The organism is Streptomyces sp. NPDC059816 (assembly GCF_042732055.1).
In the GTDB taxonomy this organism is placed as follows: domain Bacteria; phylum Actinomycetota; class Actinomycetes; order Streptomycetales; family Streptomycetaceae; genus Streptomyces.
Genome location: NZ_JBHWIQ010000004.1, coordinates 267610 through 281188 on the forward strand (window position 1 = coordinate 267610; position 13579 = coordinate 281188).

Consider the following 13579-nt stretch of genomic DNA (forward strand, 5'->3'; position numbering starts at 1 on the left):
TCCGCGCCCCCCCCCTCGGGGGGCGGCCCCCGGGGGGGGCCGCCCCCCCACCGCACGGTCCGGCCGCCCGACACCCACGACCGCACCGCACCGCCCCCGACGGCGAGGCGATCCACGACCACCCGGGAATGGCTGAACGTGACGCACGACCACCACGGACCGGAACTGCTGCCGACGCCCGCCCAGACCGCGGCGGCCCTCGACCCGCCCGCCGGCCGCCGCGGCGGCGACCTCGTCCTGGAGACCCTCAGCGGCCTCGGCGCCACCACCGTCTTCGGCCTGCCCGGCCAACACGCCCTGGGCCTGTTCGACGCGCTGCGCCGCAGCGACCTGCGGTACGTGGGCCTACGGGTGGAGAACAACGCCGGCTTCGCGGCCGACGCGTACGGCAGGCTCACCGGCGAAGCGGCACCCCTGCTGCTGTCCACCGGACCGGGCGCGCTCACCTCACTGGCCGCCCTCCAGGAGGCCGCCGCCGCCTCCGCACCCGTCCTCGCGATCACCAGCCAGGTCCCGGCCGCCGGACTCGGCGGCGGACGCCACGGCTACCTCCACGAACTCCCCGACCAGCAGGCGTCGTTCCGGGACGTCGTCAAGTCCGTGCACCTCGTCCGCACCCAGTCCCAGATCCCGTCCGCGATCGCGGCGGCCTGGGAGTCCGCACTGACCGCACCGCACGGCCCCGTCTGGGTGGAGATCCCCCAGGACGTGCTCCTCGCCCCGACGCTGATCCCCGAGGTCACCGGCCTGGACGCGACCCCGGAAGAGGTGTACCCGCGCCCCGAACTCACCGCCGTCGCCGCCGACCTGCTGTCCCGGGCCCAGCGCCCGGCGATCATCGCGGGCGGCGGAGTGATCCGTTCCGACGCCTCCGGCAAGCTGAAGGCGCTCGCCGAGCGGCTCGGCGCACCCGTCGTCACCACGTACGGCGGCAAGGGCGCCTTCCCGTGGAACCACGAACTGTCCCTCCAGTCCTGGATGGAGGACCAACACGTCACGGAGTTCCTCCAGGACGCGGACGTGCTGCTCGTCGTCGGCTCGGGACTCGGCGAACTCTCCTCCCAGTACCACACGTTCCGCCCCCGCGGCCGGGTGATCCAGATCGAGGCGGACCCCGGCAAGCTGGAGTCCAACCACCCGGCGCTCGGCATCCACGCGGACGCCCGACTCGCCCTCGGCGCCCTGTTGGAGACCGTCCGGGCCCACCCCGCCGGCAGCGCCCCGGGCCGCGTGCGCGAGGTGCTCGCCGCCGTCCGCGCCCGGCTCGCCAAGCAGGAACTCACCCTGGAACAGGAGTTGTTGGCGACCATCCGGGCAGCGCTGCCCAATGCTGCGCCGTCCTTCTGGGACATGACGATCCTCGGCTACTGGGCCTGGTCCGCGTTCGACGCACGGCGCCCCAACACGATGCACTCGGCCCAGGGCGCGGGCGGCCTCGGCTACGCCTTCCCCGCCGCGCTGGGCGCCGCGGTGGCCGACCCCGCGCACCCGGTGCTCGCCGTCTCCGGCGACGGGGGAGCGCTGTACTCGATCGCCGAACTGGCCACCGCCCGTCAGTACGACCTCGACGTCACCTGGCTCATCGTGGACGACGGCGGGTACGGCATCCTGCGCACGTACCTGGCCGACACGTTCGGCGAGCGGGCCGGGGAGCCCTCGATGGACCTCCCCGGCCCGGACTTCGTCGCCCTCGCCGAGTCCTTCGGCGTGCCCGCGACCCGTGCCACCCCGGACACCCTGGGCGCCGCCCTGACCGAGTCCCTGGCGCGGCCCGGTCCTTCGGTCGTGGTGCTGCCGGTGCGACTGCGCATGTTCGCCCCGACGCACGGGTAGCCCCGCGGCGGGCTCGGACTGCCGGGCCCCGCGCTACCGCAGGATGCCCTCGACGGCGGCCCGGTCGATCACGGTGACGCCGTGGTGCGCGACACCGGACCGGGCCCCCGGCAGCCGCAGCGAACCCTCCCGACCGGTCACGTGCAGGTCCGCTTGGCCGTCGCGATCGGTGTCGGCCAGCCGCACCGCCTCGCCCAGCGCGTCCCCCCGGGCGAGGGGGCCGGGCACTTTGGCCGCCGCGCGGTCGACGTACTGGGCACCCCGACCGGACGGCCCGGACGAACCGCCCCGCAGGACGTGCACCGCGCCCGCGTCCACCGTGCCGCCCACGTCCTCGCCGGGCACCCCGATCGCGAGGTCCGGGTGACCGTCCCGGTCGACGTCGCCCGCCGCGACGGACGTGCCGAAGCGGTCGCCCGCCTCGGGGGAGCCGGCGACCCCGGAAGTGGCCTGGGTGATCCGGCGGTAGGTGGTCGCCCCCTTCGCACCGCCGCGCCACACCGTGACGTACCCCTTCGCGCCGGTGGCCTCGGGCGTGCCGATCGCGATGTCGCCGTACCCGTCCCGGTCGAAGTCGGCGACGACGCCCTCACCCATGTGGTCCTGCACGACGTCGAGGGGGATGGTCCGCCCCTCGGCGAGTTCCGTGCCGCCGCCGCGGTAGAAGCGGGCGTGACCGGTCAGCCGGCTGTTGCGGGGGATCGCACCGAGGACGACCAGGTCGGTCGCACGGTCCTTGGTGACCTCGCCCGCGATGAGGTGGGACGCGTAGAAGTGGCCCCGGTCCACCAGGACGGGCCGCACGTCGAGGGCGCCGGGCGCGTACCTGCCCTGGAAGACGAACGCGTTCGAGGACTCGACGGCCGCCAGCTCGACGTCCCCGTCACCGTCGAAGTCACCGGTGGCGAGGTCGCTGCCGAACTGGTTCCACGCCTGGTGGCCGGCGGACGGTACCGAGGTGCCGCCGGACAGGCCCTCCGGGGAGCCCCACAGGATGATCACGGCGCCCCGCCGGTCCCGGCCGTTGATGGCCTCGCCGATCGCGGAAACGGCCAGGTCACCGTAACCGTCTCGGTTGAAGTCGGCGGCGCTGCGGACCCCGCCGAAGAGGTCGCCCTCCTCGTCGGCGCCGGGCACGCCGGGGCTGTTCTGGTCGATGAACCGCACGGTCGTGCCGGGGCCCCGAGCCGTGCCGTGGACGACGCGCACCGCGCCGCCGGGACTGGTCGTGGCGGCCGAGGCGTAGTCGCGGTAGCCGTCCCCGTTGAAGTCGTCGGGGAGCGCCGTCCGGGGTGCCGCCGCCACGGTGTCGGCCGGAAGGGCCAGCAGCCCGCCGGTGAGCGCGACGACCGCGCCGGTCGCGAGGGTGAGGCGTAAGGGCTTGCGCATGGGGTGTCGACTCCCGTTGACGTTGGAGTGGCGCCGCTCGGCGAACTCATGGGGTGACGAGGGGAGGTGGCACTGACAAGGACACCCTGACCGGGGGGAGGGTTGCACTCCCGCTGTGCGCGGGGGCGTTGAGGGCTGTCGAGGTCGCGCTAGCCGGGTGCGTACGGGTGTGTACGGGGGCATAAGGGGGCGTCCTCGCCGTCGCGGTGGGCGCGTGTGCCACCACGGTGGGCGGTGATTCCCGGCTCCCGACTCCCGCCCCCCACCACCGGACCCCAAGTCCGCCCGCCATACGGCGGTTTGTCGTACGAATCTTCGCCGAACGTGCAACCGCGGGCGCGGCCTGACTGTCCCCTACACGTAGGCCCGTGCAGGGGCGGGGGGTCGCCTTCCCGCACGGATCATCCCTCCGCGGCGATCGGAACAACCGAACGCGCGGAACGCCGAGTTGGCGGAGGACGGAAACGCCAGCAACGGCAGAGACACGCGGCAACGCGAGGAACAGTGGGGGTTGGACATGGGGGTTCGGGGGGTACGCGGCTTCGTCGCGGGAACGGTCGTCGCGGCGGTCGTCGCAGGGGCGGGGGTGGTCGGCACGGGGACGGCCGTCGCCGCCGCTCCGGCGGTGACGTGCACATCGGCCAAGGCGGGGCTCGCGGCCAAGCTGAAGAAGGGCATCACGGCGGCGCTGAAGAACCGGTCGGGCACGGTCGCGGTCGGGCTGTACGACCGGAAGACGAAGACCAAGTGCGAACTGCGCGGGGGAACTTCGTACGACTCCGCCAGCATCGTCAAGGTCACCGTGCTGGCCGCGCTGCTGTGGGACTACAAGAAGACGAACCGCCTCCTCACCACCCGTGAGGCGTCGCTCGCCAAGGCAATGATCACCAAGTCCGACAACGCGGCCACCAGCACCTTCTGGCGGCAACTCGGCACCACGAAGATCAAGAAGTTCCTGAAGGCCGCCGGAATGAAGAAGACGGTGCCCGGTGCGGACGGCTACTGGGGGCTCACCCGGGTCAACATCAAGGACGAGCAGCGGCTGCTGTCCCTGATCACCACGAAGAACTCGGTGCTCAGCGACGGCTCGCGCGCGTACCTCATGAAGCTGATGAACCAGGTGATCAGCTCGCAGCGCTGGGGCACCCCGGCCGGGGCCCCCTCGTCCACCAAGAAGTACGTCAAGAACGGCTGGCTGCCCCGGGCCCAGTACGGGTGGCGCGTGCACAGCATCGGCGCGTTCCAGGGCGGCGGACGGGACTACTACATGACCGTCCTCACGCACGGGAACCGGAACATGAACTACGGGGTGGCCACCATCCAGGCCGTGGCGAAGGCCATCCACAAGGACCTCGCGCCGGGGACGGCGGCGGCCCAGCGCTACGTGCCCACCGCGACGCCCCGTGGGGCGATCCCCGCCGTTCCGGAGGCTCCGGGCGTTGCGGACGTTGCCGGCGGTGCGGGGGTTGCGGGGGTTCCGGTCGGGTGACACCCCGGGACACCGGCTGACCGGTCCCGCACCCCGGGGCCTGCCACCCCAGGTCCCGCACACCCAGGTCCCGCTCGCCCGGGCCCGGGTGTGCGGGACCTTCGCCGTTCACGCGCGCCCTCCGCGCGCACGCACACCGTCCGCACCCGCGCGCACGCTCTCCGTGTCCGTGTGCGCCGCCGCGCTTCCGCCCGTTTGTTGCGGGGGGATGAAATCCGGATCATCCGATGTTCACATTCCGGTGGACCGGTACGACGGCGGACCGGGCGGAATCGGGAGGAACGGGTGTCAGTGCAGAAGGGGGAGCGGGACAAACCCGGCGACCGACCCGAGGAGCGCCGCTACGGAGGGCCGTCTCCGCAAGGTGCCGTTCACACGAACGGTCCCACGGACACACCCGGGAACGGTCCCACGGACGCACCCGAGGAAGGTGCCGCGCCCTCCTGGGGACGCCGCCTCACCGGCTACGCCTGGCGCCATCCCAAGGACGTCGTCCTCGCCCTCGTCTCCTCCCTCGGCGGCATGGCCGTCATGGCCCTCGTCCCACTGATCACCAAGGTGATCATCGACGACGTGGTCGGCGACCGCACCCGTTCCATGGCCGTCTGGGCCGGCCTCCTGCTGGCCGCCGCAGTCCTCGTCTACGTCTTCACGTACATCCGCCGCTACTACGGCGGACGCCTCGCCCTGGACGTCCAGCACGACCTGCGTACCGACATGTACGACACGATCACCCGTCTCGACGGGCGGCGGCAGGACGAACTGTCGACCGGCCAGGTCGTCGGCCGCGCTACCAGCGACCTCCAGCTCATCCAGGGCCTGCTGTTCATGCTGCCGATGACCATCGGGAACGTCCTGCTGTTCCTGATGTCCCTCGCCATCATGGCGTGGCTGTCCCTGCCGCTCACCCTGGTCGCCGTCGCCGTCGGCCCCGCCCTCTGGTTCATCGCCAAACGCAGCCGCACCAAACTCCACCCCGCCACCTGGTACGCACAGGCACAGGCAGCCTCCGTGGCCTCCGTGGTGGACGGGGCGGTGTCCGGGGTCCGGGTCGTCAAGGGATTCGGCCAGGAGGACCAGGAGACCGGCAAGGTCCGCGACGTCAGCCGCCGACTCTTCGCCGGACGGCTGCGCACGGTCCGGCTGAACGCCCGCTACACCCCCGCCCTCCAGTCCGTGCCCGCCCTCGGCCAGGTCGCGATGCTCGCCCTCGGCGGCTGGCTGGCCGTACGGGGACAGATCACCCTCGGCACCTTCGTCGCGTTCTCGGCCTACCTGGCCCAGCTCGTCGGCCCGGTCCGGATGCTCGCCGTCGTCCTCACCGTCGGCCAGCAGGCCCGCGCGGGCGCCGAACGCGTCCTCGAACTCATCGACACCGAACCCACCCTCACCGACGGCCCCCGCGCCCTGCCCACCGACGCGCCCGCCACCGTCGAGTTCGACGGCGTCACCTTCGGCTACGACAGCGAACGCCCCGTGCTCGACGGACTCAGCTTCGAGATCCGCGCCGGGGAGACCCTCGCCGTGGTCGGCGCCTCCGGCTCCGGCAAGTCCACCGTCGCCCAGCTCCTGCCCCGCTTCTACGACGTCGACCGGGGCGCCGTCCTCATCGGCGGCCACGACGTCCGCACCCTCACCCTCGACTCCCTGCGCCACGCCATCGGCCTCGTCCCCGAGGACAGCTTCCTCTTCTCCGACACCATCCGCGCCAACCTCGCCTACGGCAGGCCCGACGCCACCGACGAGGAGATCCGGGCCGCCGCCCGGGCCGCCCACGCCCACCGGTTCATCGACGAACTCCCCGCCGGGTACGACACCGAGGTCGGCGAACAGGGGCTCACCCTCTCCGGCGGCCAGCGCCAACGCCTCGCCCTCGCCCGCGCCCTCCTCACCGACCCGCGCCTGCTCGTCCTCGACGACGCCACCTCCGCCGTGGACGCCCGCGTCGAACACGAGATCCACGAGGCACTGCGCCAGGTGATGGCCGGACGCACCACCCTCCTCATCGCCCACCGCCGCTCCACCCTGAACCTCGCCGACCGGATCGCCGTCCTCGACCGCGGACGACTGGCCGACCTCGGCACCCACGAAGAACTCACCGCCCGCTCCCCCCTCTACCGGCGGCTGCTCACCGACCCCGACGAACTGGGCGCCGTGTCACCCGGCCACGTGCCGGCCGGCCGGCTCCTCACCGACGAACACCCGGACGCCACCGCGCTCCGCGCCGAACTCGACGCCCAGTACGACGCCGAGCGCGGCATCACCCCGCACCTGTGGACCGGCGAGCGCGCCCCCAAGGGCGACGGCGACTTCGACGGCAGCCCGGCGACCCCCGAACTGCTCGCCCAGGTCGAAGCGCTGCCACCGGCCACCGACCGGCCCGCCGTCGACGAGGCCCACGCCGTACTGCCCGAGGACTCCTACGGGCTGCGGCGACTGCTGCGCGGCTTCTGGGCCCCGCTCGGCATCGCCCTCGCCCTGGTCGCCGTCGACGCCGGGATGGGCCTGCTGCTGCCCGTCCTCATCCGGCACGGCATCGACTCCGGGGTCACCGAAGCCGCCCTCGGCGCGGTGTGGGCCGCCTCCCTGCTCGGGCTGCTCGCGGTCCTCGCACAGTGGGCCGCACAGAACGCCGGCATCCGCCTCACCGGCCGCACCGGCGAGCGCATGCTGTACGCACTCCGACTGAAGATCTTCGCCCAGCTCCAACGCCTCGGCCTCGACTACTACGAACGCGAGCTGACCGGGCGCATCATGACCCGGATGACGACCGACGTCGACGCGCTGTCGACGTTCCTCCAGACCGGACTCGTCACCGCGTTCGTCTCCGTCGTCACCTTCTTCGGGATCATGGTCGCGCTCGTCGTGCTCGACGTGCAGCTCGCCCTGGTCGTCTTCCTGACGCTCCCCGTGCTCGTCGTCGGCACGTACTTCTTCCGCAAGCAGAGCGTGCGGGCCTACGAACTCGCCCGGGAACGCGTGTCGGTCGTCAACTCCGAGCTCCAGGAGAGCGTGGCCGGACTGCGGATCGTGCAGGCGTTCCGGCGCGAGGAGGACGGCCGGAAGCGGTTCGCCGCACGCAGCACCGACTACCGGGCCGCCCGCGTCCGCGGCCAGTGGCTGATCTCGGTGTACTTCCCGTTCGTGCAGTTCCTGTCGTCGGGCGCGGCCGTCGCCGTGCTGATCGTCGGCGCCGGACGGGTGGAAGCGGCGACCCTCACGACCGGTGCGCTCGTCGCCTACCTGCTGTACATCGAACTGTTCTTCGCGCCCGTCCAGCAGCTCTCGCAGGTCTTCGACGGATACCAGCAGGCGACGGTGTCGCTCGGCCGCGTCCAGGAGCTCCTGCGCGAACCGACCTCGACGCGCCGTGCCGCCGAACCGCTCGAAGTGAGCTCCCTGCGCGGGGAGATCGCCTTCGAGGACGTGGGCTTCGCCTACGGCTCCGAGGACCCCGAGGGCATCGGGAACGCCGAGGGCATCGGGAACGCCGAGGGCCCCGACAGTGCGGAGGGCGCGGAGGGCGCCGTCACTTCGCTGCCCGGCGTCATTCCCACCGCTTCTTCCTCCCCGATCGCGCTGAGCGACGTGGCCCTGCGGATCCCGGCCGGGCAGACCGTCGCGTTCGTCGGGGAGACCGGCGCCGGCAAGTCCACCCTGGTCAAACTGGTCGCCCGGTTCTACGACCCCACCGCCGGCCGCGTCACCGTCGACGGCACCGACCTGCGCTCCTTCGACCTCACCTCGTACCGCCACCGCCTCGGCGTCGTCCCGCAGGAGGCGTACCTCTTCCCCGGGACCGTGCGCGACGCCATCGCCTACGGACGGCCCGACGCCGCGGACGCGGAGGTGGAGGCCGCCGCCCGGGCGGTCGGCGCACACGACATGATCGCCACCCTGGACGGCGGCTACCTCCACGAGGTCGCCGAACGCGGACGCAACCTCTCCGCCGGGCAACGGCAGCTGATCGCCCTCGCCCGCGCCGAACTCGTCGACCCCGACATCCTGTTGCTCGACGAGGCCACCGCGGCACTCGACCTCGCCACCGAGGCCCAGGTCAACCAGGCCACCGACCGGCTCGCCGGACGCCGCACCACCCTGGTCGTGGCCCACCGGCTCACCACCGCCGCACGCGCCGACCGGGTCGTCGTCATGGACCGCGGACGCGTCGCCGAAGACGGCACCCACTCCGAACTCCTCGCCCTCGACGGCCGGTACGCACGACTGTGGCGCACCTTCGTGGGCGCCGACGAGGACGGTGACGAGGGCACCCACGGGAGCGGCGGCGAGGACCGACCCGACCGCGGGGACGGGAGCGGACCCACCGGCGCGACCGTCGGCATCGGCGCCGACTGAACGCGCCGGCGCAACGGGGGGGCGCCGTACCGCGCGGCGCCCACCCCGCAGCCCCGGCGACCTCCGACCGGGACCGCTCCGACCACTTCCGGCCACCTGCAACCGCACGGACGTCTCCGGCGTCCCTAGGTCAGGACGTTGACCCCTGATGCCGGTGCGTTTGGAGAGGTGACGTGGAGAACGGCGACCTTCGCGCGCGACTTGCCCGGACGGGGGCGCTGTTCACCACAGCGCTCACCCTCGTCTCCCTGCTCGTCCTCGCCGGACCGGCCGTCACCTCCACCGAGGCCGCTTCGTCCTGCGCCGGGCGCGTCGTGCGCACCCTGCAACTGGGCGCCGGCGAAGTCGTCGTCCACAAGAACTCCCGCTGGGTGTGCGCCGTCACCACCGCCCACCGCAGAGGCGACCTGCGCCACATGACCGTCGGCGTCCAGGCCCGCGGCAGCCGAGAGGTCGTCAAACGGGGCTGGTTCCGCAAACGCAGCGTCCCCGTGACCGTCTACGCGGGTCAACGCTGCGTGCGGGTGGCCGGTTCCATCAGCGGGCAGCACCGCCGCAGCGCATGGATCCTCTGCTGACCCGCTGCGCGCCACGCCCGGAACGGGCCCGCCGACCGGGTGATCCGCACGGACGCTCGAAAGGCGAGCCGCCGCCCGATTCGCCCCGCCACGCCCGTCGCTGGCCCTCCCCCCACGCAACGGAAGTGGTCACCCGTCACCCAGGGGTACTAGTGCAGCCGGTGCCGCTCCGCTAGGTTCGCGCAGGCATCAGCAGACCCAGGGGAGAACGCATGACCAAAGCGCTCAGATGGCTGCTGTCGCTCGTGGTGCTCATAGGCACCCTGAGCACGGCAGGCGCGGCCACCGCCGCGACCCGGACCGAGCCGGCCGACATCAAGGACCGGCTGCTCGCCATTGCGGGCTTGAAGATCGTCGAAGAACGACAGCTGATCGGCTACCGGTACTTCGTCCTCGAATACACCCAGCCGGTCGACCACCGGCGCCCCGCGCGGGGCACGTTCCAGCAACGCGTGACCCTGTTGCACAAGGACACGGACCGCCCCACGGTCTTCTCGACCAGCGGCTACCACGTGTCCACCAACCCGGGACGCAGCGAACCGACCCGGATCGTCGACGGCAACCAGGTCTCCATGGAGTACCGGTACTTCTCGCCGTCCCGCCCCGCACCCGCCGACTGGTCCAAGCTGACCATCTGGCAGGCCGCCAGCGACCAGCACCGCATCTTCAAGGCCCTCAAGGGGATCTACTCGAAGAAGTGGATCGCCACCGGCGGCTCCAAGGGCGGCATGACCGCCACGTACTACGAGCGGTTCTACCCGCGGGACATGGACGGCATCGTCGCCTACGTCGCACCCAACGACGTCGACAACCGCGAGGACGCACGGTACGACCGGTTCCTCGCGAACGTCGGAACCGAGGAGTGCCGCGACGCGCTCGGCGACCTCCAGCGGGAGGCCCTCGTCCGCCGAGCCCCCCTCTCGAAGCGGTACGCCGAACTCGCCGCCACCGAAGGCAACACGTTCACCACCATCGGCAGCCTCGACAAGGCGTTCGAGGGTGTCGTCCTCGACCTGGTGTGGGGCTTCTGGCAGTACCAGGACGAGGCGGACTGCCTGACCCTCCCGGACGCCGACCAGGTCACCGACGAGCAACTCTTCGCCTTCGTCGACGGGGTCATCGGCTGGTACTCCTACACCGATCAGGGCCTGGAGCCGTACACGCCGTACTACTACCAGGCGGGTACCCAGCTCGGCAGCCCCGACATCCGTCAGCCGTGGCTCGGCGACCTGTCCCGGTACGGTTACCAGCCGCCCCGGGCCCTGGTGCCCCGGTCGATCCCGATGTCCTTCGAGAAGCACGCGATGCGGGACGTCGACCGCTGGGTACGGGACAACGCCACCCGCATGCTCTACGTCTACGGTGAGAACGACCCCTGGGGCGCCGAACCGTTCCGCCTCGGCAAGGACTCCCGGGACTCGTACGTCTTCACCGCACCCGGCGCCAACCACGGGGCCAATGTCGCCGGACTCGTCGCACACGAGCGGGCCAAGGCGACCGAGCGCATCCTGAGTTGGGCCGGACTCGCCCCGGAGGCCGCCGCCGCGGCGAACGCCCCGGACCGTGAGGTCACCCCGCTCGCCCCGTACGACCGCCGGCTCGACCGCGAGGGCACCACGCTCCGGCAGCCCACGCTCCGGCCGTAGCACCACCGCCGTAGCCACAGTGGTTGCAGGTAGTGGTCCGTCCCGCCCGTGGGTCTCGCGCACCCCCGGGCGGGACGTCCTGCCTCAACGGTACGAAAGCCCGTGCCCCAGCGGGAGCCACACCCGACCCGGCTCGCCCGGGTACGGGACCGGCACCGGCAGCCGTCCCCCCGGTCGCGCCCGCCCCGCCAGAACCCCGGCGACGGCCCGCAGTTCGGTTTCGCCCCACGAGTAGACCGCGAGCACCGCGTCCGCGCCGGGCAGCCACGCCACGTCGTACGGATCGCGCAGCGCCACCGCCACCACCAAGGCGCCCGCCGCCGCCAACTCCGCGACCAGCGTCCGCTGGCCGCTGTGGGCCGCCGCGTTGTAGGTGGTGACCACGACCGCATCCGTGCCGCGGGCCGCCGCCACCGCGGCGTCGATGCGCTCCCGCGAGGGCGCCGTGCCCGTCGACAGGGCCGTCACGGCGAACCCCGATTCCGTGAGCGCCGCCGCCAGCACCGCAGTGGGCGGGCCCGTCGTACCGGAGGGGGACACCGGGTCGGCGCCGACCACCAACAGGTCGCGGTGGGTCCGCCGGGACAGCGGAAGCAGTCGCTCCGCGTCGGTCAACAGGGTCGTGCCGCGCACGGCGATCCGGTCGGCGGCGGCCCGGTGTGCCCGGTGCCCCACCACGGCGGCCACCGTGCGTTCCGGTACGTACGGGGAGCGGAACAGCCCGCGCCGCTCCTTGAGCCGCAGCACCCGTAGGACCGACCGGTCCAACCGCTCCTCGGTGATCTCGCCGTCGCGCACCGCCGCGAGGACGCCGTCGAACGCGGCCTTGAGGTCCGGCGGGTTCAGCAACTGGTCCACTCCGGCCCGCAGCGCCAGTACCGGAACCCGGTCGTCCCCGTACTTCTGCCGCACGCCCTCCATCGCCAGCGAATCCGTGACGACCACCCCGTCGAAGCCCAGTTCGTCGCGGAGGATACCCGTCATGATGGGGTGCGACAGGGTCGCCGGGTCGCCGGACGGGTCCAGCGCCGGGAACTGGAGGTGCGCGGTCATCACCGCGTCGACGCCCGCGCGCACCGCGGCCCGGAACGGTGGCGCATCGAGCCGTTCCCACTCCGCCCGCGAGTGCCCGATCACCGGCAGGCCGGTGTGGCTGTCCACCCGGGTGTCCCCGTGCCCCGGAAAGTGCTTGACGGTGGCGGCCACCCCCGCACCCTGGTAACCGCGGACCTCGGCCGCCACCAGTTCGGCCACCGACTCGGGATCACTGCCGAAGGACCGTACGCCGATCACCGGGTTCGCCGGGTCGACGTTGACGTCGGCCACGGGGGAGTAGTTCTGCCGGATGCCCAACGCGGCCAGTTCGACCCCCGCGATGCGGCCCAGCTCGCGGGCGTCGGCCACCGATCCGCCCGCCCCGATCGCCATCGCACCGGGGAACAGCGTCGCCGGACTTCCGACCCGGCACACGATCCCGTGCTCCTGGTCGGTCGAGATCAGGACCGGCACCGGCACGTCCTGCGCGAGGGCGGCGCGCTGGATGCCGTTCGACAGTGCGGCGATCTGCGCGGGGCCGCGGGTGTTCCCGGCCCAGGAGAAGTAGATGACCCCTCCGACGTGGTACTTCGCCACCAACTCGGCGGCCGTTCGCACTCCGATCTCGCGCAGGTTCGCTTCGACGCCCGAGGGGTCGGGCGCGGTCGCCGAGTGCCCGTACACCCGCATGACGAAGAGCTGCCCGACCTTCGCCTCCAGGGTCATCCGGGAGAGCAACCGCCGAAGGCGCCGTTCCTGTGGGCCCGCGGTGGAGTCGGTGGCGGTGGCATCGGTGGCATCGGCAGGGGAGGCAGGGGATTCGGCAGGGGGGCCGGTGTTGACTGTGGCGCGGGCTGTCGCGTGCGCGGGTGTCGGGGCGGCGGTGGTGAGCGCGGTGAGCGCTACGGGGACGGTGGCTGTGACCGCGAGAACCGTCCGCCGCGTGAGGGAGGACGCGGGGGAGGTGCCGGGTGCTTGGATCACGGCGGCTTGAGCGGCTTGAGCGGCTTGAGCGGCTTGAGCGGCTGAAGGGGCTGGGAGGGGTGGAGGGGAATCGGGGGCGCAGGGCGGGTTGGGCACGCGGGCTCCTTCCGAGGGGGGCTCGGGGCGCGGGCCCGGGCCGTCGGGAGGAACGACCGGTCAACCCCTCCACCACCTCTGACCGTTGAAGGAATCGTCCGAAACTGTGGATATCGGATGGTCAGACGGTAGCCCGCGGTCGGGCTTCCTCGGCGGAGGCGTGACGTGTCGGC

At 72.5% G+C, this 13579-nt stretch carries 7 protein-coding genes; 5 read left to right on the forward strand and 2 right to left on the reverse strand.

The window, feature by feature from the left end; translation table 11 throughout:
• Positions 1–138: 138 nt before the first annotated feature.
• Positions 139–1833 carry a thiamine pyrophosphate-binding protein gene (locus ACFV88_RS07870; protein ID WP_385487196.1) on the forward strand — a complete coding sequence of 565 codons (1695 nt, stop codon included), beginning with the start codon at positions 139–141 and terminating at the stop codon, positions 1831–1833.
• Positions 1834–1866: 33 nt separating this feature from the next.
• Here ACFV88_RS07870 and ACFV88_RS07875 read toward each other — a convergent pair whose 3' ends face one another.
• Positions 1867–3222 (reverse strand): FG-GAP repeat protein, encoded by a 1356-nt coding sequence (locus ACFV88_RS07875; protein WP_385487198.1) that lies wholly within the window; start codon positions 3220–3222, stop codon positions 1867–1869.
• Positions 3223–3739: 517 nt separating this feature from the next.
• Here ACFV88_RS07875 and ACFV88_RS07880 point away from each other — a divergent pair.
• The 4 genes from ACFV88_RS07880 to ACFV88_RS07895 all read left to right on the forward strand — a co-directional run bounded on the left by ACFV88_RS07880 (position 3740) and on the right by ACFV88_RS07895 (position 11291).
• The gene (locus ACFV88_RS07880; RefSeq protein WP_385487200.1) at positions 3740–4711 is read left to right on the forward strand and encodes a serine hydrolase; all 972 of its coding nucleotides are present in this window, start codon (positions 3740–3742) and stop codon (positions 4709–4711) included.
• 285 nt (positions 4712–4996) lie between these two features.
• Complete coding sequence (locus tag ACFV88_RS07885; protein WP_385487202.1) at positions 4997–9067, forward strand: ABC transporter ATP-binding protein; 4071 nt, start codon at positions 4997–4999, stop codon at positions 9065–9067.
• A gap of 173 nt (positions 9068–9240) precedes the next feature.
• The gene (locus ACFV88_RS07890; RefSeq protein ID WP_385487204.1) at positions 9241–9645 is read left to right on the forward strand and encodes a hypothetical protein; all 405 of its coding nucleotides are present in this window, start codon (positions 9241–9243) and stop codon (positions 9643–9645) included.
• 212 nt (positions 9646–9857) lie between these two features.
• Positions 9858–11291, forward strand: coding sequence for a S28 family serine protease (locus ACFV88_RS07895; protein ID WP_385487206.1), 1434 nt, complete (start codon positions 9858–9860; stop codon positions 11289–11291).
• A gap of 84 nt (positions 11292–11375) precedes the next feature.
• Here ACFV88_RS07895 and ACFV88_RS07900 read toward each other — a convergent pair whose 3' ends face one another.
• The gene (locus ACFV88_RS07900) at positions 11376–13310 is read right to left on the reverse strand and encodes a glycoside hydrolase family 3 protein (protein WP_385487208.1); all 1935 of its coding nucleotides are present in this window, start codon (positions 13308–13310) and stop codon (positions 11376–11378) included.
• Positions 13311–13579 lie beyond the last annotated feature (269 nt).